This window comes from Sphingomonas albertensis, from assembly GCF_014358075.1.
GTDB lineage: Bacteria > Pseudomonadota > Alphaproteobacteria > Sphingomonadales > Sphingomonadaceae > Sphingomonas > Sphingomonas albertensis.
Window position 1 is genome coordinate 26357 of record NZ_JACONT010000004.1, and the last position, 26661, is coordinate 53017.

The following is a 26661-nucleotide window of genomic DNA, read 5'->3' on the forward strand; positions in this document are numbered from 1 at the left end:
AAACGTCGCCGCGGATCGGCACGGTTCCGTATCGCGCTATTGCAAGACGGTCACCATGACGGAGCCCTTCCCATCGATGTGAAACCAACGGGAGTCCTTGCACTGCCCCGAACCTGGCTGGCGCAGGCCAGACACGGCGCGACGCAGGGCGTCGATCATGACGGCGTGTTGCGGCAGATCGCCGAGGAGGCCGGGTGGTCGGGCCGGTACGCGTTCCTGATCGTCATCTCCGCCCCGATCTCGCTGCTCGGCCTGCTCATGCCCTCGGTCGCGGTACTGATCGGCGCGATGCTGCTGTCGCCGCTGATGATGCCGATCATCGGCCTCGGTTTCGGCATCGCCACGCTCGATTTCCACGAGATACGCCGCGCCGCGACCGCGCTTTTGCTGGGGGCGGTCATCGCGGTCACCTTGTCGGTGGTGCTGATCCTGTTGTCGCCGGTCCAGACGATCACCAGCGAGATCGCCGGGCGGACGCAGCCCACGCTGTTCGACCTGCTCGTCGCATTGCTGTCGGCGATCGCGGGCGGCTATGCGCTGATCCGCGGGCGTGGCGGCACGGTGGTCGGGGTCGCGATCGCGATCGCCCTGATGCCGCCGCTAGTGGTGGTCGGCTTCGGCATCGCGACGTGGAACTGGGTCGTCTTCTCCGGCGCGTTGCTGCTGTTCCTGACCAACGCGATCACGATCGCGCTGACCGCGGCGCTGGTCGCGCGCTGCTATGGGTTCGGCAGCCATTTGTCGCCGCACCATACCGGCTTGCAGCTCGTCCTGTTCGCGGTCGCGATCGGCGTGCTGTCGATCCCGCTTGGCGCCGGGCTGCGCAGGATCGCCTTCGAAGCGGTCGCGCAGCGGCAGGTCCGCGATGCGCTGGGCGAAGACTTTCCGGCAGGTGCGCGGCTGAGCCAGGTCGAGATCGACCACGGCGTCACCCCGGTTCGGGTGCGGGCGGTGATGCTGACGCCGCGGATCGAGCCCGATGCGGACCGCAAGCTCGCCGCGGACCTGCGCCGGCGGCTGGCCCGACCGGTCGACGTCCATATCGACCAGGTCCGGATTTCTCCCGAAACCGGCGCGGTCGAGGCGGCGCAGATCGCCCGCGCGGGCAATGGCGACGCCTTGCTCGCCGCCCGAGCGCGCGACCGGGCGATCGCCGACGTCGCGCTGATCGCGGGTGTTCCAGCCCCATCGGCCACCGTCGACGGCGCAGCGCGAACGATACGCGCCACCGCGGCGCCGCTGCCGGGCCTGGGGATTGCGGGGTATCGCGACCTGGAGCGACGCGCCGATGCCGCGGTACCCGACTGGCACGTGACCCTCGCCCCGCCCGGCGACGTCGCCTTGCCGGATATCGCGATCAAGGCGGGCGTGATCGACGATGCCGCCCTCGATCAGGCGGAATGGGTGTCCGCCCGGCTCTCCCGCACGCTCGACGTGAGCGGCGGGACGTTGCGCCAGCGCACCGCGGTGGCCGAGAGCATCGCCGCGCGCGGCGGCAGGGCAGCGGTCGGCAGCGCGGGCGGGCGCCTCCGTCTGGAATGGGCTCCTGCCCCGGAGGTGCCGGACGTCGGTTCGTCACCACAGACGCCATAGCGGGCGCTCCGTTGATGGGCAGAGCCTCGATACGCCGGAGACCCATCGCCGCCATGGAGGCGTCCGGCCCCAGCGATGCCGGCGTCATGCTGAACAGGCGAAACCTGACAGGTACCGTCGACGTCGATCGGCTCGAACGCGTTGTCGCTTGCAGGATGTCTGGATGATATCGCAAAGGCCGCATCGGCCTCGACAGCTGTTTTCGGTAAGAAAACTGGAGCGGGCGAAGGGATTCGAACCCTCGACCCCAACCTTGGCAAGGTTGTGCTCTACCCCTGAGCTACGCCCGCTCTGGCGCCTATGTCTCCGGTCTGAAGCGACACGGTGACTGGGTGAGGCGCGCTGTTAGCCCGGGGTTTCGGGAACGGCAAGCGCCTTTTCGATATTGGGGCGAAATTTCTCCCCCCGGAAAACGTCACCTTAGTGTGCGGCGCACAAAAAGGGGGCGGACGTTGCCGTCCGCCCCTTCCCTGGCCATGCGTCGAGCGAAGCGATCAGAACTGGAAGTTCGCGCCGATCCGCATCGTCCGGCCGACCGCACCGATCTGCGTGTAGGTCGGGTTGTAGTTGACCGCGGCATAGTTGCCCGCGTTCAGCGGCGCCTTCTGGTCGAGCAGGTTGACGACGTTGAAATACAGGTCGAACTTGTCGTTGACCTTGACGTTGCCGGTCAGGTCGACGTCGACGAAGTGCTTCACATGGCAGTTGAAGTTGGGGTCGGTGCCGCCATAGGTGCTGCCGCCGTCGCACTCGGTGGTGCCGAACTGATCGTACGCCACCGCCTTGTAGCCCGACGTGTAGTACGCCGTCGCGGTGAGCGTGTACGCCTTGTAGTCGATGCTGTTCTGCCAGTTGCCGCGCCACGCCGGCGTGCCCGCGCCCGACGAGGTGATGTACGGCGCCTGCGTGCCGACATAGTCGACGAACGGATCGGCATCGCTCTGCTTGAAGTCGTAATGGAGGATGTAGGTCGCCTCCGCACGGCTGGTGAAGTGGAAGTCGTCGCTCGGCTTCAGCTGGACGAGCGCCGAGAAATCGAGCCCCGAGGTCTTGAGCGCGGCCGCATTGGCATAAGGCGAGTTGACGAACAGCGCGCGCGCCGGGGCGTTCGGGTAGGACGGATCGATCGCGTCCGGCGTCACGCTGTAGCCGGTCGGCAGCGCGGTTCCGGCATAATAAGCGGCGAGCGCCTGGTTCGCGAGCGGACCACCGGTGATCACGCGCGTCTTCTTGATGTTGTAGTAATCCGCGGTGAAGCTCAGCCAGCGCAAGGGCTGGACGACCACGCCGCCGGTGAAGCTGCGCGACAGCTCGGGCTTGATGTCCGGGTTGCCGGCGGTGTTGAAGCCGATCGAATAGGACTGGTTGTACGCACTGCCGCCCGAGCAGGTCGTGCCGGTGACCGTGGCACCGTGCTGGGCCTGGACCGAGCAAGGCGGCACGGCCGTGGTGAAGCCCACCACCGAACCCGACGTCTCGGCGAAGCTCGGCGCGCGGAAGCCCTTCGAGAAGGTGCCGCGCAGTGCGACCTGGCGGATCGGCGTGAACTTCACCCCGATCTTGGGCGAGAAGTGGCTATAGCCTTCCGAATAATGATCGAAGCGGCCCGAGCCGTCGATCTCGAGGCTGGTCAGGATCGGCGCGTTGACTTCGAAATACGCCGATTCGACCGTCCGGTTGCCGACCGCCGAGAACTGGTTGAGACCGATCGTGGTGAAGTCCGGGTTCTGGCTAGGATCGTTCTGCGCCTCGTAGCGGACCGACCCGCCGACGCCGAGCTGCAGCGCGCCGCCCGGAAGCTGGAACAGGTCCTTGGTGATGACGCCCTGGACCATGTCGAGATCGCTGGTCGCCTGCGTGCGGACGGTCGGCGAGATCGATGCGCGGACCGCGGCGGTGTTGAGCTCGGGATTGACGAAATTATAGCTGCCGGTGGTGATCGCGGTCTGCAGTCCGGCGAGGTTCAGATAGCCGTTCTGGGTGATGTCGAGCCACGAATGCGCCGCGGTGACCGAGGCCGAATAGCCCCAGCCCTCGCCGAACTGACCGTCGATGCCGGCGGCCGCGCGGATCACGTGGTTCTTGTACTCGGACGAGGCGGCGATGTCGCCGAACCGGTAGCGGATGGCGGCCGCGTCGTTGGGGAACGGGTTGTTGGGATTGTCGGCGCCGTTCGCCAAGGTCGCGGGCAGGACGATGTTCTGCGTGTTGACCGGGTTGGCCGAACGGATCAGCGACGGACTGCCCTGCGACTTCACGTCGTTCTGGAAATACGACGCGATCAGATACGCTTGCGTCCTGTCGTTGACCTGCGCGGTGCCGTGGACGGTGACGCCGAACCGGGTCTGCTCGGGCTGGATCTGGCCGTAATCGGAAACGAGGTTCTGCTCGCAACCCTGGTCGATGAACGCGGTGCCCGAGCGCGGCGTGGTGACGAGCGTCTGGCCGGCGGCGCAACCATTGGGGTTGAGCACTTGGAATGCGCCGGTCGCAAGGCCGGTGCCCGACAGGATATTGCCCGGCGTCGTCACCGTGGTGGGCGCGACGACCGCGCTGGTCGTGCTGCTCGGCGCGACCGAGCCGGCATTGTTGTTGTCCCCGCCGATCGAGGTCAGGTCGGCGGTGTTGTACGGGAAGCCGCGGTTGCGATTGTAGATCGCGTCGTTGTGCTGGTATTCGCCGCTGACGTAGAAGTTGAAGCCCTGCTCCTTCAGGCGTCCGGTGCCGAGCGTCAGCGTCGCGCGCTGGCTGCCGCCGTCGCCGCGCTGCGTCACGCCGCCCTCCACCGTGCCGTATGCGCCGACGATCTCCTTCTTCATGATGATGTTGACGACGCCGCCGATCGCGTCCGCGCCATAGCTCGACGAGGCGCCGTCCTTGAGCACTTCGACGCGGTCGACGATCGCGTTCGGGATGGTGTTCAGGTCGACGAACGAACGCTGGCCGTCATCCGCGAGCGGATAGTTCGCGGTACGCAGACCGTCGATCAGGGTGAGCGTCGAGTTCACCGACAGGCCGCGCAACGACACCCCCGACGAGCCCGCGCCGAAGCCGCCGGTGAACGAGGTCGGGACCGAGCCGCTGCTGTCGGCGGAGATCGAGCGCACCGCGTCCGACACGTTGTTGATGCCGGCCTTGGCCAGCGAGTCCGAGGTCAGCACGGTGACCGGCGACGGCGTCTCGGTGTCGGTGCGGCGGAACAGCGTGCCGGTGACGACGATGTCCTGCGGCTGGTCGGCGTCCGCGGTGGCCGGTGCAGGCGCCCCGGTTGGAGCGGCGGTCGGAGCGGCGGTCGGCGCAGGCGAGACGTCGCCTTGAGGGGGCGTCGAAACCGAGGTGCTGGGCTGGACCTGTGCATCCTGTGCGAAGGCCGGCGCGGTGCCGATCAGCCCGGCGAGGACGAGCGCCGACACTGCCGAAGTCCGAAGCAGGGTCGGCCGGGAAGCGATGATGGTCATGGTAAGCGATCTCTCACAAGGCCCGTCCCCTCCCCCCTTTGGGGATGGCGCGAGCACGTTCCGGTATGGCCGCGTCATCCGGAGAGGAATGCGGCGCTGAGACAGGACTGCTACCGTGTCTCAAAACTGTAAATACCAGTGAGAAATCGCGGAATAATCCGCGCGATCGTGTCACAAGAAAGACACTGTTCCTGACGTATTTGTCATGCCTTCGTCATGCTCGCGGATGAAGCGTGCATCATCTGCGAGGGACTGAAATCTCGTTTCATCGTGGTTTGATCGACCCAATCACGGCTTGGGATCGACGGCCGGAAAAAGATTCCGCTTGGCGACTCGCCCCGTAGAACATTACAAGAACAGTTGTGAACGAGTCGTCCGCCCTGATTGCCCGCCTGAAGCGGATCGCCACGACGGGAATGCCAACCCAGGGTGATGGGCGCGCCGATGATGCGTGGCTGACGCAGGGGATGGCCAAGGCGCAGTTGCACGAGGTTTTCGCGACCGTCGACGATGCGGCGAGTGGCGCAGGGTTCGCGGTGGCGTCGGTTCTGGCGGCCCGCGCGGCGCCGGTGATGTGGTTGCGGACCGATGCGAGCGAGCGCCAGGGCGGGCGGCTGCATGCGACCGGGCTGGTCGAGATGGGGCTCGACGTAACGTCGCTGGTGCTGGCGGTGGTCGAGGACGAGGCGGACTTGTTGCGCGCCGCCGCCGATGCCGCGCGGTGTCACGGGCTTGGCACGTTGCTGATCGAATCCTGGGGCCGTGCGCCAAAGATCGACCTGACCGCGACGCGGCGGCTGATGCTGGCGGCCGAAGCCTCGGGCGTGACCATCCTCAGCCTGCGTATCGGCGCAGAGCCCGTGCCGAGTGCGGCGGCGTCGCGCTGGCAGGTGGCGGCGTGTCGTTCCCGGCCCTTGGAGGCCGATGCACCTGGCAAACCTGCCTTCGACATCGAATTGCTGCGTCGACGCGGAGGCCAGGCCGGGCTTCGCTGGCGCGTGGAGTGGGACCGTGACGCGTACATCTTCGACCAAACCGCCTTCGCCTCTGGTGATCCCGCGGCGCTACCTGGCGCTGGTATTCCCGTGGTTGCCGATCGAGCGGCTGCGGACGATGCGGCCGCATCTGTTCGTCGGACGGGCTGAAACGCCGATCGCGTTCGTGGAAACGGTGTCGGGCGGGATACGGCTCAAGGCGCTAGACCGTGAAGCAATGCGAGCAGGTCTCCGGCCCGGTCTGACGCTGGCGGATGCGCGGGCACAGGTACCCGAACTCGAGGTCTACGAGCATGACGCGCATGCCGACCACGAATGGCTCGAGCGGCTCGCGGACGGGTGCCAGCGCTACACGCCCTCGGTTGCGCTCGACGAGCCCGATGGGCTGATCCTCGATATCGCCGGGTGCGTGCATGAGTTCGAGGGCGAGCGTCGCCTTGCCGCCGATCTCGAGGAGCGCCTCGCACGGCGCGGGCTGCTGGTCCGCCATGCGTTCGGCGACACGCCCGATACCGCGCGGGCGCTGGCGCGGTTCGCTGGGGCACCTGCGCCGGATGAAAAGCGGGCTGTGAAGCGATTGCCGGTAGCAGCGCTCGGTCTCGACGAGGATGCGACCACCGCCTTGTCGCGCGCGGGGCTGAAGACGGTCGGCGACGTGATGGCACGCCCGCTTGCCACGATCGCGGCGCGGTTCGGCGAGGAGGCGGCGATGATGATCCGCCGGCTCGACGGATCGGTGAAGGGGCCGATCGTCGCGCGGCGGACGGTGGCGAAGATCGGTGTCGAACGCCGCTTCGCGGAACCCATCGCGCGCACCGAATATGCACTGGAAGTGATCGCGGAGCTTGCCGCCGAAGCCGCCGAGCAACTGACCCAACGTCACGAAGGCGGACGACGGTGGGAGGCGCGCCTCTTCCGCGCCGACGGCCTCGTCCAGCGGCTGCGAATAGAGACCGGTCAGCCGACACGTGACGTGACACTGCTGATGCGCCTGTTCCGCGAACGGATCGACAGCCTAGCCGATCCGCTCGATCCGGGATTCGGCTATGATCTGGTGAGGCTCGATGTCGCGTTAGCTGAAAAGCTCGACGCGTCGCAGCTCAAGCTGGAGGGCGGCGAGGCGCAGAAAGGAGAGGTCGTACACCTCGTAGACCAACTCGGCACGCGTCTGGGTCGAACGCGTGTGCGCCGGTTCTCGGCGCGCGACAGTCACATCCCCGAACAGGCCGAGCTGATGCTGCCCGCCGCCGAGACGCCGGCGCCGACGCCGTGGACCGCGCCCGAAACCGGCGAACCACCGCTCCGCCCGATCTATCTGTTCGACCCGCCGCAACCGATCGAATCGATGATGGCCGAGGTCCCCGACGGGCCGCCGCACCGCTTCCGCTGGCGCCGCACCGTGCACGACGTGGCGCATAGCGAAGGCCCGGAGCGGATCGCCGGCGAATGGTGGCGGCGACAGGACATTCCGACGCGCGACTACTACCGCATCGAAGACCGCCGCGGCCGCCGCTTCTGGATCTTCCGCCACGGCCTGTATTCCGAAATGGAGAGCCCGCGCTGGTACCTCCACGGCGTCTTCGCATGAGTGGCGCGGCGCCATGACCCGGTTCGCCGAACTGATCGCCGCGACCAATTTCTCGTTCCTCGACGGCGCGAGCGATGCCGGCGCGATGGTCGGGCGCGCGGTGCAACTGGGACTGAGCGGGATCGGAATCGCCGATCGCAACACCGTCGCGGGCGTGGTTCGCGCGCACCAGGCATTGAAGAAGGCGCGCGACGGTCTGCTCGGCATGGCGATGCCGCCGATCGATTTCCGCCTGGTGGTCGGTGCGCGGCTGGTCTTCGAGGACGGGACGCCGGACATCGTCGCCTACCCTGCGACACGGCGCGGCTGGGGGCGGCTGACCCGGTTGCTGACGGTCGGCAATCGGCGCGCCGAAAAGGGCGGCTGCATCCTGGGACTGGGCGACCTGATCGCGCACCACGCCGACATGCTGCTGGTGGTGATGCCCGTGAGCAGCGCGCGCGGTGCGATGCCGGTGTCGCCGCTGCCTGACGGCGATGCCCTGCCCGAACGGCGCAAACGCGATCTGCAGACGATCCTCCAGGCGGTGAAGCGACTGGGACCGGACTCGATATGGCTGGGCGTGACGATGCCGCGTGGCGGACGCGATCGCCGGCGGCTGGTGCGGCTCGGGCGGATCGCCGATGCGGCGGGCGTTCCCGTGCTCGCGACCACCGACGCGCTCTATGCCTATCCCGACGACCGCGACCTGCACGACGTCGTCACCTGCATCCGCGAACGCACGACGATCCACAAGGCCGGGCGGTTGCTGGCAGCGAACGACGAGCGGCATCTGAAACCCGAAGACGAGATCGTCCGGCTGTTCCGGGACCGCCCCGATGCGGTGGCGCAGAGCGCGCGCCTGCTGTCGCGGATCGCGTTCTCGCTCGACGACCTGAAATACGAATATCCGCATGAGCCGATCCCGGCAGGGTGGGAGGCGCAGGACTGGCTCGAACATCATGTCTGGCAGACCGCGCTCGAACGCTATGACTACCGCGTGCCGGAAAAGATGCGGGCACTGCTCTACGAAGAATTCACACTGATCCGCGAGCGCAAATACGCGTATTACTTCCTGACCGTGCACGACATCGTCCGGTTCGCGCGCGCGCAGGATCCGCCGATCCTGTGCCAGGGGCGCGGCTCGGCCGCCAATTCGGTGGTGTGCTATCTGCTCGGCGTCACCTCGGTCGATCCGATGAAATACGACCTGTTGTTCTCGCGGTTCGTGTCGAGCGAGCGCGACGAGCCGCCGGATATCGATGTCGATTTCGAGCATGAGCGCCGCGAGGAGGTGATGCAGTATATCTATCGCCGCTATGGTCGCGACCGCGCCGCGATCGCCGCGACCGTCATACATTATCGACCCAAGAGCACGGTGCGCGAGGTCGGCAAGGCGCTCGGCCTGACCGAGGACGTGACGCAGCGGCTGACGAGCACGGTGTGGGGCAGTTTCTCAAGCCGGTTCCAGGAACAGCGTTTCGCCGAGACCGGCTTCGATGTCGACAATCAGGAGATCGCGCGGCTGCGCGAGATGGTCGACCGGCTGCTCGAGTTTCCGCGCCATCTGTCGCAACATGTCGGCGGTTTCGTGCTCACCCAAGGGCGGCTCGACGAGATGGTGCCGATCCATAACGGTGCGATGGAGGACCGTACCTTCATCGAATGGGACAAGGACGATATCGACGCGCTCGGGTTGATGAAGGTCGATATCCTCGCGCTAGGGATGCTGACGTGTATCCGAAAGGCGTTCGACCTGATGCGCGAGCATGGTCACGGCGATCACAAGCTCGATACGATCGCAGTCGCTGAGGACGACCGGGTCTATGACATGCTCTGCAAGGGTGACAGCATCGGCGTGTTTCAGGTCGAGAGCCGTGCGCAGATCAACATGCTGCCGCGGTTGCGCCCGCGCGTGCTATACGATCTGGTCGTGCAGGTCGCGATCGTCCGGCCGGGGCCGATCGAGGGCGACATGGTGCATCCGTATCTCAGGCGGCGCAGCGGCAAGGAGGTAGCCGAATACCCCTCGCCCGATCCGAAGTTCGGGCCGCCCGACGAACTCGAGCAACTGCTCCGCTTCACCTACGGCGTGCCGCTGTTCCAGGAACAGGCGATGAAGCTGGCGATCGTCGCCGCCGGGTTCACGCCAAACGAGGCGAACCAGTTGCGCAAAGCCATGGCGACGTTCCGAAAAGTTGGGGGCATGGACAATTTCCAGGCCAAGCTGATCGGCGGGATGGTCGGCCGCGGCTACGAGCGTGAATTCGCAGAACGCTGTTTCAAACAGATCGAGGGGTTTGGGTCTTACGGATTTCCCGAGAGCCATGCGCTGTCGTTTGCGCGGTTGGTGTACGTGTCGTCATGGATCAAATGCTTCCATCCGGCGGTGTTCTGCTGCGCGTTGCTCAATTCGCAGCCGATGGGGTTCTATGCACCGGCGCAGCTGGTGCGCGATGCGGTCGAGCATGGGGTTACCGTGCTGCCGGTCGATATGAATGCGAGTGGGTGGGATAATTCGCTTGAATCCTCCCCGGTACGGACAGGGGGACCGCGCGAAGCGGGGTGGAGGGGGGCTTCCACGAACGTATCGCTTATTGATGCGCCTGTTACGGGCGGGACGTCTGCGGCGCGCGCCCTCCACCATCCTGCGGATGGTCCCCCTCCCCGTGCCGGGGAGGATTTGCGGCTTGGGTTTAGGCAGGTCGATGGGTTTCGGAAGGATTGGGCCGACGAGATCGTTCGTGTTCGGACTACGCCGTTCGCTAGCATCGAGGACCTCGCGCGGCGCGCCAACCTGCCGCAGCGCGCGATGAACCTGCTCGCAGATGCGGATGCGTTCCGGTCGGTCGCGAAGGAGCGGCGCGAGGCACTGTGGGATGTGCGTCGGACGCCACCCAAACAACTCGCGTTATTTGCAGCCGCGGATGTGCCCGAGCTTGGCGCCGAGCCCGACGCGCATCTGCCGGCGATGCCGCTGTCCGAGCAGGTGGCGGCGGATTACCAGACGACGCGACTGTCGTTGAAGGGGCATCCGATGGCGTTCCTGCGCGAACGCTTCGCCGCCGAGGGAATCCTGTCGAGCGCGCAGGCCAACGCCACCAAGGACGGGCGGCGCGCGAAGGTGGCGGGCGTGGTGCTGGTCCGCCAGCGGCCGGGCAAGGGCAATGCGATCTTCGTGACGATCGAGGACGAGACCGGGGTCACCAACGGGCTGATGTGGGCACGCGATTTCGAGGCCAATCGCCGCGCGGTGATGGCGTCGCGGCTGATAGTGCTGGAGGGCGTGATCCAGCGCAGCGAGGAAGGCGTGACGCACCTAATGACGTCGCGGGTGCAGGACCGCACCGAGATGCTGCGGCTGTTGTCGGAGGATCATGCGCTGGAGCCGCCGCTCGCGCGGGTGGACGAGGTGATCCGTCCGGTGCTGACGCGGAGCCCGGATGCCCGGGCGCATCATCCGCGCGCGACGCATCCCCGGGACGTGCGCGTGCTGCCCAAGTCGCGCGACTTTCATTGACGGCGGATCGACGTTCGACCCCGCGATCCTCCCCCGCAAGGGAGGCTGGCGCTTGCCAGACGGAGGGGGAGAAAAGGGAAAACCTCTGTTCCGCGTCCTCCCCCTCCGTCGCCTTCGGCGCCACCTCCCCCTGGCGGGGGAGGATTGGTCTGACCCGCCGACTGTTGGTTGCTCGGCGCGGGTGTTGCCGTCGTTGTCCGGCGAACATGGGAATCCAGAGTCGCCAGAGGCATCGTTCGCGGCGTTGGATCACGGCGGATCACGGCTCGCGCACCCTGATGGCTCGAGCCGTGTGACGCCACCGGGCATTTGTTGTGCCGGGCGTTCCATCCTAGAGGTGGCATTCGCCGCCGCCGCCCCCCAAATAGCGCGTTAGAACCACACGGGAGTTGAACTTGGCCACGCTTGGAATGTCCCCCGCGGAGAAGGATGCCGTCGAGGCGTTCCGTCGCGATGTCGTCGAACCGTCGATGACGAAGCTCGTGATCATCGATTTCTGGGCGGAATGGTGCGGGCCGTGCAAGGCGTTGACGCCGACGCTGGAGAAGGTCGCCGCCGACTATGCCGACAAGGGCGTCGTGCTGGCGAAGGTCGACACCGACAAGAATCAGTTCATCGCCGCGCAATTCCAGATCAAGTCGATCCCGACCGTCTACGCGATGTTCCAGGGCCAGCTGGTCGCCGACATGACAAGCGCACGCACCGAATCACAGCTGCGCGTGATCCTCGACCAGTTGCTCAAGCAGCTGCCGATCGAGGCGGACGCGACGGACGCGGCGCCCGATATCGAGCCATTGATCGCGGTGGGCGAAGCGGCGCTGGCCGAGGGCGATGGCGAGCGCGCGCTCGGCATTTTCCGCGAGATCGCCGAGATCGCGCCCGAGCATCCCGCGGTTCATGCAGGGTTCGTCCGCGCGCTGGTCGCGACCGGGCAGTTCGACGAGGCGAGCGACTGGCTGGCGAACCTCGATCCGGCGATCGCCAAGGATCCGGCGATCACCCGCGCGCAGGCCGCGCTCGCGCTCGCGCAGTCGGCGCCCCCGGTCGCCGACCTGTCGCCGTTGATCGCCGCGGTCGAGGCGAACCCCGACGACCTGCAGGCTCGGTTCGCGCTCGCCAACGGCCAGATGGCGGCGAACGACCGCGATGCCGCCGCGGACACGTTCCTCGGCATCATCGCCACCGAGCGCGACTGGAACGACGGCGCGGCGCGCGCGCAGTTGCTGAAATTGTTCGAAGTCGTCGGGCTCGAAGACCCATGGGTCTCTGGACAGCGGCGGCGTCTGTCTGCGATCCTGTTCGGATGACCACCGAGTCCGCCCCCCCGCGCGCTACTACGCGTCTGTCGATCTTCCCGCTGCCGGGGGCGCTGTTGTTCCCGGGCATGCACCTGCCGCTGCACATGTTCGAGCCGCGCTATCGGGCGATGATCAGCGATGCGATGGCGCGCGACCGGCGGATCGGGATGATCCAGCCGCGGGGCGGACCGCATGACGACGCGGACGCGCTGTACGACATCGGCTGCGTCGGCAAGATCGCCGAGGTCGAGGCGCTCGACGACGGGCGCTACAACGTCGTGCTCGAGGGCGTCGCGCTGTTCCGGATCGTCCGCGAGTTGGACGTGACGACCGCGTTCCGTCAGGTCGAGGCGGAGTTGCTGCCGTTGATCGAGGACGATTCGCTGTCGCTGGGTCGGCGCTCTTCGCTGGAACTGGAATCGCGCCGGTTCGCGGACATGCAGGGCTATGCGGTCGATTGGGATGCGGTCGGGCGGCTCGACGACGAGAGCCTGGTCAACGGCATCGCGCAGATCGCGCCATTCGATGCGGCTGCCAAACAGGCGTTGCTCGAGGCACCGGATATCGAACAGCGCGCCGAACTGATCATCCAGTTGATGCAGTTCTTCGGCCGGCATGACGGCGACGAATCGGTGACGTTGCAGTGAGCACGCTCGATCCGTGGCTACTCGAACGCCTGGTTTGCCCCGCGACTCGTACGCCGCTGCGCTATGACGAGGCAGCGCAGGAACTCGTCTCGGACGCGGCGGGCCTGGCCTATCCGATCAAAGACGGCGTCCCGGTGATGCTGGTCGAGGAAGCGCGGCGGATCGACGGACGCGTAGCCGATTGATGCCAGCGACCGACCGCCGCCTTTGGACTCTGGGCGCGGTGTGGGGACTTGGGCTGGTCGCGTCGGGCTGGGCGCCGTTCGACCGCGCGACGTGGTGGATGGAGATCGCGCCCGTCCTGATCGCCTTTCCGATACTGATCGCGCTGCGACGCAGCTTCTCGTTCACGACCCTCGCACTCGTCCTAATTGCGCTCCACGGCCTCGTCCTTATGCTGGGCGGCGCATACACCTATGCCCGCGTACCGATCGGTTTCGCGGTCCAGGACATGCTGCATCTCGCGCGCAATCCGTATGATCGGTTCGGCCATTTGATGCAGGGCTTCGTGCCCGCGATCGTGTTGCGGGAAGTTCTGGTGCGGACCGGGGCGATCACTGCGCCGCGACTATTGGCCGTTACCGTGCTGGCCTATTGTCTCAGCGTCAGCGCGCTGTACGAATTGATCGAGTTTGGTGCCGCAGTGTCGCTGGGCCAGGGCGCGGATGCTTTCCTGGGAACGCAAGGCGACGCATGGGATACGCAGTGGGATATGCTGATGTGCCTTGTCGGTGCATCGCTCGCGCTGCTCGTATTGTCGCGCGTTCACGACCGGCAGATCGAACGGCTCAAGGCTCAACGCTGCATGATTTCACCTAGCGTCGGGTGACCTCGATCGGTTGCCGACGCTCCCAGCCTTCGCGTTCCAGTTCGGGCGTGTCGCTGTCGACCGCCGGATAGCCGATGCAGACATAGCCGATCAGGTGCCAGTTTTCGGGAAGGTCGAGCGCAGCGCGGACGCGGTCGGCATCGAGGATCGATACCCAGCCCAGACCGAGGCCGACGCAGCGGGCTGCGAGCCATAAGGTGTGGAGCGCCATGACCGCCGAATAGGCTGCGGTTTCGGGCATCGTCTGTCGGCCCAGGCCATGGCCCTGTTGCGGGTCGGGGTCGACGAAGACCGCGAGATGGCAGGGTGCGTCGTCGAGGCCCGCGAGCTTCAACCGCGCGTACCGGTCGGCGCGCGTCGGCGACTGAGCCGCGAGTGCCTGCGTGTTGCAGGCGGCGAAGGTTGCGCGGACCTCGGCGCGACGGTCGGGATCGTCGACCGTGACGAAGCGCCATGGCTGGCTGAGGCCTACCGACGGCGCGAGGTTCGCCAGATCGAGCAGTTTGGACAGTAGCGTGGGGTCGATCGGATCGCGCCGGAAATGCCGGACGTCGCGGCGCCAGCGGATCAGCGCGGCGAGTTGGTGCTCGAAGGTTTCGAATGCGGGCATGGGGTCTGTGTGGTGTTCAGAGGCCGACATGGTGGTCATCACGCTTTCACTAACACGGCTCGGCGTTGCGTTCTCGCTCGTCTCGATCGAGATTTTGTCGACCTTCCGGCACCTCAGACTTGTTCGGTGGTCCACGCTCCGAGTGCTTACCTCCCCGGCGGAGGCCGGGGTCCAAGTGGAAAGGCCGGTGTAATGAAGGACTGTCCGTCGTTACCACCGTTCCCCACCTAGACCCCGGCCTCCGCCGGGGAGGGGCTTGTCGATGCGGGGTATGCTGACCTGTTTCGGGCTGACCGGCAATTCAGCAGTTGGGTGGATCAGCAATCTTGGACGTCGAACCGACCTAGACCGTCATCCCCTGAAGCAGCTTCGGCAGGTCGCCGCTCTCGCCGCGTGCCTCGGCCATGAAACGGTCCTTCAGCGGCGGGATCGCGTTGACCGCGGTGATGCCGAGGCGGCGGACGGCGCTGGCGGTCTTGCCGGGGAGGCCGAACAGGCGGGTGAGCGTGTCGGTGGCGGCCGCGGTCATGAACGTGTCGAGCCCGCGCCAGCGCTGGTAGCGCGCGAGCAGCGCCGCGTCGCCGAGGTCGAGGCCGAGGCGCTTGCCCTCGACCAGCACTTCGACGAGCGTCGCGACGTCGCGAAAGCCGAGGTTGAGGCCCTGCCCGGCGATCGGGTGGATGCCGTGGCCGGCGTCGCCGACCAGCGCGAGCCGCGTGTCGGTGATCCGCGCGGCGTGGTGGAAGCCGAGCGGATAGGACGAGCGCGGCGTTGCCATCGAGAGCTTACCGAGGAAGCCGCCCATGCTCTTTTCCGCTTCGGCGAGGAACGCGCGGTCGCCGAGCTTGAGCATGCCGGGAGCGTTCTTCGCGTCGACTGTCCAGACGATCGCGGAGCGGTGGCCGTCGGCATCGTCGGGCAGCGGCAACAGCGCGAACGGGCCGCTCGAATAGAAGATCTCGTACGCGACGTCGCCGTGCGGCAGTTCGTGGTGGAACGCGCCGATGATCGCGGTGTGCTCGTACGACCAGCGCGCGATCGTGATGCCCGCAGCCTCGCGGGTCGGCGAGTTGCGGCCCTCGGCGACGATCAGCAGCGGCGCGCGGACGGTGTCGCCCGAATCCAACACGGCGGTGACGCCCGATTCGGCGCGGTCGACCGATGTCGCGCGCGTCTTCATGCGGAGGTCGACATGCGGCGCGGCGGTCGCGGCGTCGAACAGCGTGCGGCGGAGCAGCTTGTTCTCGTACATCGTGCCGAGCGCGCCATCGTCGGCGTCGGGGACGAAATCGAGCTTGCCCGGCTCCAGCCCGTCGCTGACGCGGATCTGGCGGATCGCACAGCCCTGCCCCGCCAGCGTCGCGCCGATGCCGATCGCGTCGAGCATGCGGTGGCTCGCGCTCGCGACGGCCGAGGCGCGGCCGTCGAAGCCCGGCGCCAGCGTCACCGCGGGGTCGGCGGGGTCGATCACGATCGTCGAAATGCCGTGCACGTCGAGCGCCACGGCGAGCGTCGCGCCGACCAGCCCGCCACCGAGGATGATTACATCTGTGTCCATAAGGCCGCTCTATCCCGCCAGCCGGTCGCTGCCAACGCCGATCCGGACGCAGCTTAACCCGTGTTGTCGCGTGGTTACCTTGACGTTGCGCCTGTCGAGGACGATGCATTTCCGCATTATACTGCAACTGGAGATTACGGGTCATGGCCAGCCGCGCGCAGCCAGCCTTGTGGCGTGAGACGGTGAAGGCGGGTGCGGTGCGCAGCGGCGCGCTGATCGCGGCGATCGCGTTGTTCGTCGGCACGCTGCTGATGGCGCTCGCGCTGGCGAGCTATCACCCGAGCGACGCGGCGTTGAACACCGCATCGGGCGGGTATCCGGACAATCTGGTCGGGCCGCCGGGCGCCTGGTTCGCCGATATCGCGCTCACCCTGTTCGGGCCGGCGGTCGCGTTGCTGCTGCCGATCGGGCCGATCCTGGGAATGCGGCTGTGGCGCGACCTGCCGCTGGGACGCTGGGGGCGGATGTTGCGCGGGGCCGCGATCGGCGTCGCGCTGATGGCGAGCGCGCTGGCGTTCGTGTCCGGGTCTTCGGTGCTGGCGCTGCCTGCCGGTTGGGGCGGGGTGATCGGCTTGTCCGTCGCAAGTGCGGTGCATTGGGGGCTGAGCTTCATCGGCCAGCCGATCGCCGAGCTCTGGTCCGGCCGCGCGGTCGGGCTGATCGCGGCGATCGCGGGCGCGATCGTGTGGGGCAAGAGCATCGAGATCGATCTCGGCGAGCGCAAATGGCGCTTCCCCCGCCGCAATCGGACCGAGGCGCTCGGCTATGACGGCTTTGCGGAGATCGACGAGGACGACGAACCGCTGACCCTGACGCGCAAGCCGGTCGAGCCACGTGCCATCGCCGAGCCGGATCCGCGCCCGGCCCCCGTCATCGCCGACCGCCAGAGCGCGCCGTCGCAGGCCAAGCCCAAGGAGCGCCAGTCGTCGCTCGACCTGCGCGACAATTTCACGCTGCCGAGCCTCGATTTGCTGACGCCGTCGCCGCCGAGCCAGGGCAATGTGATCGACAAGGCGGGGCTGGAACGCAACGCGCGGCTGCTCGAGAACGTGCTCGACGATTTCAAGGTGACGGGATCGATCATCGAGGTGCGGCCGGGTCCGGTCGTGACGATGTACGAACTGGAGCCTGCCCCCGGCGTCAAGGCGAGCCGGGTGATCGCGCTGGCCGACGATATCGCGCGCAACATGTCCGCGATTTCCGCGCGTGTGGCGGTGATCCCGGGGCGCAACGTGATCGGTATCGAGCTGCCCAATGCGCGGCGCGAGGCGGTGTCGTTGCACGAGCTCGTCGGCAGCCAGACGTTCGAGGACCAGTCGGCGCAGCTGCCGATCATCCTGGGGAAGAACATTGCGGGCGATTCGGTGATCGCCGATCTCGCGCCGATGCCGCACCTGCTGGTCGCGGGTACGACCGGCTCGGGCAAGTCGGTTGGCCTGAACAGCATGATCCTGTCGCTGCTGTACAAGCTGACGCCGAACCAGTGCCGGATGATCATGATCGATCCGAAGATGCTCGAACTGAGCATGTACGACGACATTCCGCACCTGCTGTCGCCGGTTGTCACCGATCCCGCCAAGGCGGTGCGCGCGCTGAAATGGGCGGTCGAGACGATGGAGGATCGCTATCGCCAGATGTCCTCCGTCGGCGTGCGCAGTCTCGCCGGCTTCAACGACAAGGTCCGAGGGGCAAAGGCCAAGGGGCAGCCGCTCGGGCGGAAGGTGCAGACCGGCTATCATCCCGACACCGGCGCGCCGATGTACGAGGAGGAGAAGCTCGAATACGACGTGCTGCCGCAGATCGTCGTGATCGTCGACGAGCTCGCCGATCTGATGATGACCGCGGGCAAGGAGGTCGAATTCCTCATCCAGCGGCTCGCGCAGAAGGCGCGCGCGGCGGGCATCCACCTGATCATGGCGACGCAGCGTCCGTCGGTCGACGTCATCACCGGCGTCATCAAGGCGAACCTGCCGACGCGGATAAGCTTCCACGTCACGTCGAAGATCGATTCGCGCACCATCCTCGGCGAGCAAGGCGCGGAGCAGCTGCTCGGCAAGGGCGACATGCTCTACATGCCCGGCGGCAAGGGTATCGTCCGCGTGCACGGGCCGTTCGTGACCGATGACGAAGTGCGGCTGGTGGCGGATCACTGGCGCTCGCAGGGGCTGCCCGATTACATCTCTTCGGTGACCGAGGAGCCCGAGGAGAGCTTCGCGCTGGAGGGTTCGCCGACGAGTGAGGATTCGGCGGAGGACCAGCAATATCGCCAGGCGATCCAGCTGGTGTGCGAGTCGCAAAAGGCGTCGACCTCGTGGCTCCAGCGCCAGTTGCGCATCGGGTATAATTCGGCGGCGCGGTTGATCGAGCGGATGGAGAAGGATGGTATCGTCGGTCGCCCGGATCATGTCGGCCGCCGCGAAGTGCTGCGCGATACCGAGGGGCATGCGATCTAGCGTCAATCTAACGATCCTCCCCCGCAAGGGGGAGGTGGCACCGCAGGTGACGGAGGGGGAGGACACGGAACAGAGGTGGCGCTTGCCTCCCCCTCCGTCTGGCGAGTGCCAGCCACCTCCCCCTGGCGGGGGAGGATTCCTGTAATCCGGCCTTCACCCTTCCGGAGGGTTTCGGACGGTCGAGGCCCGGTATACGGGGCTGCTACGGGTTACGAAAAACAGGTGGGCGTGATGGGGTATCGGCGGTTCTGGGCGGCGGTTTTGGCACTGACCGTCCCGGGTATAGCCGGCGCGCAGGAGGCGCCTAAGCAAACCCCCGGCAGTTCCACCACCGACACGCAGCATCGCCCCCGCGCCGGCGTCCGCCGCGACAGCGATCTGTCCCCGTCCGCGCTGACCGCGGATACGCAGCGAACCCCGCCGCCCGGATTGTTCGCCGACTGGTTCGACATCCGCAAGCGGCTGACCGAGCGCGGGATCGGCGTCAGCGCGCGTTATGCGTCCGAAAGCGGGTATAATTTCGCAGGCGGCGACCGGAAGCTGCTGCGCGAAACGGGGCAGTTCGACGTCGGCGTGCTGCTCGATCTCGACAAGGTGATCGGGCTACAGGGCGGTGCATTCCAGGCCACCCTCACCTATCGGCGCGGACGTGACCTTGGTGCGGATGCCAATCTGGGCGTGCTGCAACAGGTGCAGGAAGTGTACGGCCGCGGCCAGACGCTGCGCCTGACGCAATTCTGGTACGAGCAGAAGCTGGGCGAAAAACTCGAACTGAAGATCGGCCGCACCAATCCCGGCGAGGATTTCGCGGTGTTCTCCTGCTATTTCCAGAACCTCAGTTTCTGCGGTGCGCAGCCGGGCAATCTGGTCGGCGATTACTGGCAGAACTGGCCGGTCGGGCAATGGGGCGCGCGGCTTCGCTACGATCGGAACGAGCAGCTGACACTCAAGGCTGGGGTCTATGAAGTGAACCCGCGCAATCTCGATAACGATTTCGTGATCGGCCATTTCCACGGCGCGACCGGCGTGCTGGTGCCGGTCGAAGCCGAATGGCATCGCGGTAACGACGATGGCCGGGTCGGTGCGTACAAGATCGGCGGCTGGGTCAACACGTCGAACGGCGACGACGTGTTCTACGACGTGAACCGCCAGCCGATCGCGATCACCGGGCTCGCACCGCTCCGCCGCAACGCGCGCTACGGCGTGTATTTCAACCTCCAGCAGCAGATCACCGGCACCTCGAAGGACGGCAAGTCGGTCACCGGGCTCAGCGTGTTCCTCAACGCGACTCAGGCCGACCGCGCGACCTCGACGACCGACAACCAGGTCGCCGCCGGACTGTTCTACAAGGGGCTGGTGCCGTGGCGGCCGGGCGACATCCTCGGCTTCGGCGTCGCGCGGACCAATGTGAACGGGCGCGTCGCGAAGGGGCAGGCGCTCGACCCGACGCGCCCCGCGGTGCAGGATGCCGAGTACGCGTCGGAGATCTACTACAGCGTCCACCCGACGCGGTGGCTCGAATTGCGGCCCAATGTGCAGTTCATCCACAACCCTGGCGGCGTGCATGACGCCAACGACGTGGGGGTGCTGGGGATGAAGGCCGCGGTCACGCTGTAGCGGCGCGGAGGATCCACGGCCGGAGTTGCTTGTTATCTCCCTCCCCTGTCATCCTGACGAAAGTCAGGACCCAGAGTAACAGCGGCTGCCCTGCTTGATCCTGGGTCCTGACTTTCGTCAGGATGACGGATGCGGTTGTGTGGTGACCGCGCATCGAATTGAGTGGCGAATTCAGTGGCGGTTCAAGCGCGGGGCGGCAATTGTCCGCGTTCCAAGGAGATTTCGATGTTCAATACCCGCCCCGCGGTGATCGCGACGATCGCCGCCCTATCGGTCGCTGCCGTACCGGCGCCGATCGCCGCACAGGCCACCGGCGACCTCGCGGCCGTGCAGAAGTCTCTTCAAGCCATGGAGACGATGACCGCCGATTTTTCGCAAGCGGATCGTAATGGCAAAGTGCTGACTGGCGTGCTGACGCTGAAAAAGCCCGGCAAAATCCGGTTCCAGTATCAAAAAGGCGTGCCGATCCTGATCGTCGCGGAGGGCGGCGCGCTGACTTTCATCGATTATTCGGTGAAGCAGGTGCAGCGCTGGCCGATCAAGAACTCGCCGCTGGTCGTATTTCTCGATCCGACGCGCGACATCACGCGGTATGCGAAACTCGTTCCTGGGTATGATCCGCGGATTGTATCGGTGGACGTAAACGATCCAAAACACCCCGAAACTGGAAAAATAACGCTGGTTTTCGTGCGCAACGCTAGCGCGCCAGGTGGTCTAATGTTGCAGGGCTGGGTCGCGCTAGACAGCCAGAACAATCGCACGACCGTACGGCTGACCAACCAGAAATTCGGCGTCCCGGTCAGCGACAACACCTTCCGCTGGAACGATCCACGGCGGACGGCTGGAAGAAAGTAACATAACTTTCGCGTCATTCATGCAAGCGACAGGTTGCGGCCCCTAGAGAGTGGCTCGCGGATGTGGGGCATTCGGGATTTTTCCCCCTGTTGCCCGGATGGTTTCTCCACAGTCTGCCTGCGTGACGAACGCTGAGTCGGCCCTCGCTCCATGCCCCCGGAGCGAGGGTCATTCTCGTTAGAGCGGCACCCAAAAAGCGATCCGCAAGACTCGCTCAATCGCGGCGGACGAGCACGCGCGTTCGGCCGGCACCCGCCGTGTCATCTCCCGCCCTTCCGGTGGGAGAACCATCGCACCGCGTGCGTCACCGACGCCCCTCAGTATTTTCCCGACGACCCCATCTGCGCGCGGATCATCCGGGCCTGGAACTTCACCCGCTGCCAGAACGTCGCGTCGTCCAGCCGCCATTGCCGGATCGCCTGGGTCGCCAGCGTCTCGATCAGCGCCTCGCTGGTCGCCGGGTCCTGCGCCGCGAATGCCCGCGCGAGATCCTCGACGCACGAACCGTGATCGGTAAAGTCCCGCCGCAGCGGCATGGGGGTGGGCTGGGTCGGCATCGGCATGTGTCTCTCTCCCTGTGATTATCGGCGTCCACCGAACAGCGCGCGCGTCGCGCCACCCAGAGCAGGACCGAGCGTGGTCTGGTCGAACTTCAGCCGCATCGTGACGTACGGCCCCTGCCGCGTGTAGCGGTCGTCTTCGAAATCACGGTCGCGGTAGCCGGACATGTTGTAGCCCGCGCTGATCCACGTATTCTGCGCAGGGGACACGCCGACCGACGGCCCGCCGCTCCACGACCAGGCGCCGCGCGACCAGGCATGTTGGACCGATCCGCTCACGCCGATATCGAACCGCGTGCCGACATCCTGACGCAGTTCGAAACCGGTGACATCGATATATCCGTCGTAGGTGTCGTCGGCGAACCGCCCGGCGACGTATTTCGCGCCGTAATACAGCGTCGCTTCGGTCCCGTGCCCGAGCCCTTCGGGACCGGTGCGATAGTTCACGGCGAGGTTGTTGATGATCCGCGACGTCACCTGATCGCCGCTGCCATAGGCGGGCACGCCCAGCGCGTTGGAATCGGTGAAGCCCGCATCCGCGCTCTCGTGCCGCAGTTCGAGCCGTTCGAGCACCGACCAGCGGCTGTCGAGCGGGCGGAAGGCGAGCGCGACGTCGGCGGTGGCATAGGTCGCGACCGCGCCGCTCCGGTCCTTGATCGTGTACGCCTTGATGCCCGACGCCAGCGTCTTGCCCTGCCCGAGCGTGCGCAGGAAGTTGGTGGTGATCCCCCAGCGATCGCCGCTGTCGGCATTGCGATATTCGAGCCGCCCGTTCACCGACCACAGGGCCTGACGATAGGTCGCGCCGAGCGTGGCGGCGGCGTAATCGCCGTTGATCTGGTCCTGCCCGACATAGCCGCCCGAGGTGACCGGCTGGAACGCGTTCACCACCGCGCCCTCGGGAATCTCCCCCTTCAGCGTGTTGCTGGCATCCAGCGTACCGTCGATGGTCCAGTTCTTGCCGATCGGGACCGACTGGCTGAGGCCATATTGCGCATAAGTCCTTTCGCCATTCTCCCCAATCGCCTGCTGGTTGAGCGTGCTCATCAGCTTGGCGCCGGTCCAGGGCGCGACGTCGACGCCGAACTGCTTGGTATGCGCGACATAGCCGTCGCCATTGGCGATCTCGTACCCGCCGATCAGCCGGATGCCGGGCTTGATCCGGTACGACAACTGGATCTGATGGCGGACCGGGAAGTCGACGCTGTCGCTGTCGCCGCCGGGCGCGAACTGCGTCTGGCCCGACAGTGTCACCTTGTCGCCGAACAGCGCCTGCGTCCCGCCGAGCGTCAACAGGCGGCTGTCGCGATCCTTGCCGTCGATACCACGATCGGATGCATATTGCCCGCCGACGAAGATCGTGCCGGTATCGCGCCGATATTCGAGCCGAACGTCGCCCGCGGTGCGCGTGCCGGGGTTGTCGAGCTGCTGCTGATGCCACACCACCCCCGTCACGCTGATCCGGTCGGTCAACCGCAGCCGGCCATCGAGCCCCAACTTGCGCGTGCCCGCCTCGACCAAATTCTGCTGGCCGACCCCGAACGCGGTATCCTGCTGGCGCACATAGGCGAGCAGATCGAGCTTCTTCCCGTGGTGATCGGCCTCGGCCAGATAGGCGAGCCCCCGCCCCAGCCCGCCGCGGCCCCCCTTGGCGATCTCGCCGCGCAGTTCGGTGGTGGCGTTCACGCGTGCCTTGATATCCGCGCCGACGACGGTGGCCTTGCCGACCGTTTCGTCGCGGATGACCGCGGCCCCGATCTCGACCCGGCCGTTCGCCAGCTTGGTCGCGACGCGTGCGGCGGCGGCCAGCTTGGCGGATCGGCCGCTCTCGACCTCGTAATCGGCGACGATGAAATTGGGGTTCAGGTTGCTGTCGCGGCTCAGAATCGGCTGGCGGAAGCGCACCGTGCCCATCGACGTGTCGATGTCGTAATCGATGTGCCGCGTCAGCTGGGTGGTCGCAATGATCAGCTCGGACCGGAACCGATCGCGCGTTTCCAGCCGGAGCTTGTCGCTGTTCGGCACTATGTTGCGCCCCGACAGCCGGTACGGACCGCTAAGGCCGTTGCCCTGGATTTCGTCGCGCGAATACAGCGTGTCGGTATGCGCGGCGAACCCCGTCGCGCGGATCTGCTTGCCTTCGTAGGCGGTCTTGATGCCGTTGAGCGTGCGGTTATAGCGGGTCAGCTGGGTGTCGGTGAAGCCGGTCTCGAAATCGCCGAACAGCGCATAGAATTCGCGACGCTCGAGCCGCAGATACAGTTTCCGCCGGGTCGCCGCGTCATAGCCCTGGCGCGCGCCGTCGCCATAGACGGTGTAATAGCGATCGGGATCGATCGTGCCGAGCAGACCGCGGTCAGGATCGTATTTGCGGTCGCTGTCATAGGCGATCGTCGCCAGCCACGAGCCCTTGACGCGACCCTTCGCGTAAAAGGCGAGCTGGCCGTCGGTGACGACGCTGTTGCGCTCCGACTTGGGCAGCCCCGATTGGCGCTTGCTGAGCATGTCGTAGCCGAGCGAGCCCGCGCCGAAGCCGACCACGACCCAGTCCTTGGCGGACGCCGCGAGCCAGGCGCGGATCTCGTTGGCGTGGACCACCTTGTCCTCGGTCAGCGAGACGGCGACGCGGACCGCACCTGCCTGCGTGGTCGGCTGGAGCGCGATGAAGGCGAGCCCGTCGTCGCCGACCACCTGCGCGGTGGTGGACGAGCGTTCGCGGCCGGCGAGCTGGCGAGCCTGTTCGAGTTCGGCCTCGACCGCGGCGGCATAGGGCTGGTCGACCTTGAACGGCACGAGCGTGCCGGCGCGAACCGGACGGCCGGTCTTGTCGGTCACGCGCACCGCGATCAGCGGTCGGGTGAGGCCATCGGCGACCAGCCGGCTGCTCGCCGCGTCGAACACCGCGCGGACGCCCGCACCCGAGTAATACACGACCCGATCGAGCGTCTTCACGACGCTGCCGTCGGCGGCGAGCACCCGCGCCTGGAGCCGGTTGTCGCCGTCGATCAGGGGGATGCCGGTCCAGCGCGACACCGCGACATCGGTACCGTCGCGCTGGTCGGTGCCGTCGAACGCGAGCGGTTCGACCTGCTTGCCGTTGATCGTGAGCGCGATGCGCTGGCCGGGCGCGTGCTTGACCACCGCGCGGACGATCGGCGCGCGCGGGTTGTGGTCGGCGCTCGGGAACAGCCAGTCGATGCCGGCCACCTGTTCGCCCGCCAGCCAGTCGCGACTGCCTGCCGCGATGGCGGCATCCACGACCGCGACGGGCAGGCCGGCGTCCGCAGCCTTGGCCTTGCCGGTCGGCTTCAGCTGGAAATCGACGCGCTTCAGCAGGCCGCCATCACCCTCGACGAACCGCGAGATCGCACTGTTCGCCTGGCGCGTGTCGATGTCGCAAGCGACCGGCCCATGCGTCGCGGGGATGCTCGACGTGTCGATCTGAACGACGTGACGCCCGGCGCGGACGCCCTCGAAATGGTACAGCCCGTCGCGATCGGTGGCGACGAACGTGCCGTCCTCCATCAACAGGAGGATCCCGGCCACGCCCTTGCGCTTGTCGACCGGATCGCCGCAATTCCCCTCGGTCACGCGGCCGATGATCGTCATCGCGTCGGTGAACAACAGGGGGCGCAGGCGAACCGACGCCGCCGCCTCGTTGCTGGTGACGGTCCCCTGCCCGACGACGCGCGCGCGGTTGAGCGCTTCGCCGGCGGGTGCGCCGGGGGCGATGCTGACGACGTATTTCAGTTCAGTCGAGGCACCGGCCGCCAGCACCGGAATGACGAAGTCGAGCGTGCGGCCATCGGACGACACGGTCGGCTCGTCCCCGCCGCGCGCAGAATTGCGCTCGTAGCGCAGTCCCTTGGGTAGCGTATCGGCGACGTGGAGCCCGCGCGCCGGGACGGCATCGCGGTTGGTGATCCGCAGCAGATACTGGACGAAATCGCCCGGCGACGCCTCGCGCACGGACGCGATCTTGGTCAGCAACAGCGTCCCCGCCCCGGGGCTGTCGAGTGGGATGTCGGCCGAGAACGGTTCGGGCGTCGACAGCGTCAGCGATCCGCCAAAGCTCGTGTCGTTGAGGATGAACGGCCTGCCCTGCGGGTCCTTCAACTGCGCCAGCGTCGCGCGATCGACGGTCGAGGGCGCGGTGTAGGTGCCGGGCGGCGCGACCTTCAGCAAATAGCGCCCCGGTGCGGTCAGCGGGAAGCGGTATCGTCCGGTCTCGCCCGGATACACGCGGCCGCTGGCGTCGGTGACCGCTTCGCCGGTGATCACGGTGGAGGGATAGCGGCTGACCCCGTCGTCGCCGAACACGGTGGCGGGCTGGCCGGTCTCGTCGACCAGCGACACGGTGGTCCCGTCGATCAGCGCGCCGGTCCGCGAATCGAACGTGTAGCCGGCCGGGTCGATCAGCAGCGACGCCATCGAGGCGAGGCTGTAGCCGTCCTCGGCAAAGCTCAGCATGATCGCCGCGCCGCGCTGGTTGCGGATATCGCAGGCCGCGAGCTCGGGATGCTTGCCGGTCGCGACCGCGGGAATGCCGCCGGCGAAGATGCCGCTGGCGACCGCCGTCTCGGTCAGCGTCAGCGTGGTCCGGATGGTGCCGACCTCGACCGCGATGATCGCGGTTTCGCGCATTTCGGGATCGCGGTTGCCGGCCTGGTTGTCGAGCACCAGGATCATGTCCGCATAGATGTCGACGGTCGCGATCGGGGACGACGCGGCATAGGTCGCGGCGTCGATCGGCGCCGGCGTGAAGAGAAGGGTCGGCGCGGTCTGGCACTTGGCGCCGGTCATCGCGTAATTGGGTGGCGGCAGCCGAAACGTGAGCGTCGTCGGACGCTTGGCCCGGTTCACGTCGAGCGCGACCGTATTGGACGGCACGATGCGCGATCCGGCCGCGCTGGTCGCATCGTCGAACGAGAGCGTCGCGGTATTCTCGATCCGCGTCTGGGCACCGGCCTGGACACCAGTCTGCGCCGCGGCCGGAAGGCAGCCGAGCGCGAGCCCGTACAGGATCGTCAGGAGCAGAGCGCAGAGGCGCAGAAGACGGTGGGCGCTGGGCATGAAGGGTCCTCTCCCGGCACGCGTCGCT

At 66.8% G+C, this 26661-nt stretch carries 16 protein-coding genes and 1 tRNA gene; 11 read left to right on the top strand and 6 right to left on the bottom strand.

Annotated features, from left to right (window positions below):
• Positions 1–78: 78 nt before the first annotated feature.
• On the top strand, positions 79–1593 hold the full coding sequence (locus tag H8S47_RS03015) for a DUF389 domain-containing protein (RefSeq protein WP_328805407.1): 1515 nt from the start codon (positions 79–81) through the stop codon (positions 1591–1593).
• 215 nt (positions 1594–1808) lie between these two features.
• On the opposite strand, the gene H8S47_RS03020 is transcribed toward H8S47_RS03015, so the two are convergent.
• Positions 1809–1883, bottom strand: a tRNA-Gly gene (locus tag H8S47_RS03020).
• A gap of 204 nt (positions 1884–2087) precedes the next feature.
• Positions 2088–5051 carry a TonB-dependent receptor domain-containing protein gene (locus H8S47_RS03025; protein WP_187502452.1) on the bottom strand — a complete coding sequence of 988 codons (2964 nt, stop codon included), beginning with the start codon at positions 5049–5051 and terminating at the stop codon, positions 2088–2090.
• A gap of 362 nt (positions 5052–5413) precedes the next feature.
• Between H8S47_RS03025 and H8S47_RS18755 the strand changes: the two genes are divergently transcribed.
• The 7 genes from H8S47_RS18755 to H8S47_RS03055 all read left to right on the top strand — a co-directional run bounded on the left by H8S47_RS18755 (position 5414) and on the right by H8S47_RS03055 (position 13907).
• Positions 5414–6196, top strand: a complete 783-nt coding sequence (locus H8S47_RS18755; RefSeq protein WP_328805408.1) for an ImuA family protein — start codon at positions 5414–5416, stop codon at positions 6194–6196.
• Positions 6165–7634, top strand: a complete 1470-nt coding sequence (locus H8S47_RS03030; protein WP_235982583.1) for a Y-family DNA polymerase — start codon at positions 6165–6167, stop codon at positions 7632–7634. The genes H8S47_RS18755 and H8S47_RS03030 overlap by 32 nt, the downstream gene beginning before the upstream one ends.
• Before the next feature lie 13 nt (positions 7635–7647).
• A complete protein-coding gene (locus H8S47_RS03035) occupies positions 7648–11133 on the top strand; it encodes an error-prone DNA polymerase (RefSeq protein WP_187502454.1) in 3486 nt (1161 codons plus the stop codon).
• Between the two features lie 410 nt (positions 11134–11543).
• The gene (locus H8S47_RS03040; protein ID WP_187502546.1) at positions 11544–12440 is read left to right on the top strand and encodes a tetratricopeptide repeat protein; all 897 of its coding nucleotides are present in this window, start codon (positions 11544–11546) and stop codon (positions 12438–12440) included.
• Positions 12437–13078, top strand: coding sequence for an LON peptidase substrate-binding domain-containing protein (locus tag H8S47_RS03045; protein ID WP_187502455.1), 642 nt, complete (start codon positions 12437–12439; stop codon positions 13076–13078). The genes H8S47_RS03040 and H8S47_RS03045 overlap by 4 nt, the downstream gene beginning before the upstream one ends.
• Positions 13075–13263, top strand: a complete 189-nt coding sequence (locus H8S47_RS03050) for a Trm112 family protein (RefSeq protein WP_328805409.1) — start codon at positions 13075–13077, stop codon at positions 13261–13263. Before H8S47_RS03045 ends, H8S47_RS03050 begins: the two co-directional genes overlap by 4 nt.
• Positions 13263–13907, top strand: coding sequence for a DUF2238 domain-containing protein (locus tag H8S47_RS03055; protein WP_187502456.1), 645 nt, complete (start codon positions 13263–13265; stop codon positions 13905–13907). Before H8S47_RS03050 ends, H8S47_RS03055 begins: the two co-directional genes overlap by 1 nt.
• On the opposite strand, the gene bluB is transcribed toward H8S47_RS03055, so the two are convergent.
• Together bluB and H8S47_RS03065 are read right to left on the bottom strand one after the other, a co-directional pair.
• Positions 13894–14517 (bottom strand): 5,6-dimethylbenzimidazole synthase, encoded by a 624-nt coding sequence (gene bluB, locus H8S47_RS03060; RefSeq protein WP_187502457.1) that lies wholly within the window; start codon positions 14515–14517, stop codon positions 13894–13896. The two genes, H8S47_RS03055 and bluB, sit on opposite strands and share 14 nt — an antisense overlap.
• Positions 14518–14860: 343 nt before the next feature.
• The gene (locus tag H8S47_RS03065) at positions 14861–16075 is read right to left on the bottom strand and encodes a UbiH/UbiF/VisC/COQ6 family ubiquinone biosynthesis hydroxylase (RefSeq protein WP_187502458.1); all 1215 of its coding nucleotides are present in this window, start codon (positions 16073–16075) and stop codon (positions 14861–14863) included.
• A gap of 143 nt (positions 16076–16218) precedes the next feature.
• Here H8S47_RS03065 and H8S47_RS03070 point away from each other — a divergent pair, with 143 nt between their 5' ends.
• The 3 genes from H8S47_RS03070 to H8S47_RS03080 all read left to right on the top strand — a co-directional run bounded on the left by H8S47_RS03070 (position 16219) and on the right by H8S47_RS03080 (position 21000).
• On the top strand, positions 16219–18528 hold the full coding sequence (locus tag H8S47_RS03070) for a DNA translocase FtsK (protein ID WP_187502459.1): 2310 nt from the start codon (positions 16219–16221) through the stop codon (positions 18526–18528).
• A 261-nt stretch (positions 18529–18789) separates the two neighbouring features.
• Positions 18790–20145: a carbohydrate porin gene (locus H8S47_RS03075; protein ID WP_235982571.1), complete on the top strand. Its 1356-nt coding sequence runs from the start codon at positions 18790–18792 to the stop codon at positions 20143–20145.
• 225 nt (positions 20146–20370) lie between these two features.
• Positions 20371–21000 (top strand): LolA family protein, encoded by a 630-nt coding sequence (locus H8S47_RS03080; protein WP_187502461.1) that lies wholly within the window; start codon positions 20371–20373, stop codon positions 20998–21000.
• Positions 21001–21317: 317 nt separating this feature from the next.
• Here H8S47_RS03080 and H8S47_RS03085 read toward each other — a convergent pair whose 3' ends face one another.
• The gene (locus tag H8S47_RS03085) at positions 21318–21563 is read right to left on the bottom strand and encodes a hypothetical protein (protein WP_187502462.1); all 246 of its coding nucleotides are present in this window, start codon (positions 21561–21563) and stop codon (positions 21318–21320) included.
• Between the two features lie 18 nt (positions 21564–21581).
• Entirely contained in the window at positions 21582–26633 is a 5052-nt protein-coding gene (locus H8S47_RS03090) for a DUF11 domain-containing protein (protein ID WP_187502463.1), read from the bottom strand.
• Positions 26634–26661 lie beyond the last annotated feature (28 nt).

Excerpts from the sequence above, each read along its gene's own strand:
- H8S47_RS03025 (WP_187502452.1), bottom strand. The coding sequence starts at position 5,051 with ATGACCATCATCGCTTCCCGGCCGACCCTGCTTCGGACTTCGGCAGTG.
- H8S47_RS03030 (WP_235982583.1), top strand. The coding sequence starts at position 6,165 with ATGCGGCCGCATCTGTTCGTCGGACGGGCTGAAACGCCGATCGCGTTC.
- H8S47_RS03035 (WP_187502454.1), top strand. The coding sequence starts at position 7,648 with ATGACCCGGTTCGCCGAACTGATCGCCGCGACCAATTTCTCGTTCCTC.
- H8S47_RS03040 (WP_187502546.1), top strand. The coding sequence starts at position 11,544 with ATGTCCCCCGCGGAGAAGGATGCCGTCGAGGCGTTCCGTCGCGATGTC.
- H8S47_RS03045 (WP_187502455.1), top strand. The coding sequence starts at position 12,437 with ATGACCACCGAGTCCGCCCCCCCGCGCGCTACTACGCGTCTGTCGATC.
- H8S47_RS03055 (WP_187502456.1), top strand. The coding sequence starts at position 13,263 with ATGCCAGCGACCGACCGCCGCCTTTGGACTCTGGGCGCGGTGTGGGGA.
- bluB (WP_187502457.1), bottom strand. The coding sequence starts at position 14,517 with ATGCCCGCATTCGAAACCTTCGAGCACCAACTCGCCGCGCTGATCCGC.
- H8S47_RS03065 (WP_187502458.1), bottom strand. The coding sequence starts at position 16,075 with ATGGACACAGATGTAATCATCCTCGGTGGCGGGCTGGTCGGCGCGACG.
- H8S47_RS03070 (WP_187502459.1), top strand. The coding sequence starts at position 16,219 with ATGGCCAGCCGCGCGCAGCCAGCCTTGTGGCGTGAGACGGTGAAGGCG.
- H8S47_RS03080 (WP_187502461.1), top strand. The coding sequence starts at position 20,371 with ATGTTCAATACCCGCCCCGCGGTGATCGCGACGATCGCCGCCCTATCG.
- H8S47_RS03085 (WP_187502462.1), bottom strand. The coding sequence starts at position 21,563 with ATGCCGATGCCGACCCAGCCCACCCCCATGCCGCTGCGGCGGGACTTT.
- H8S47_RS03090 (WP_187502463.1), bottom strand. The coding sequence starts at position 26,633 with ATGCCCAGCGCCCACCGTCTTCTGCGCCTCTGCGCTCTGCTCCTGACG.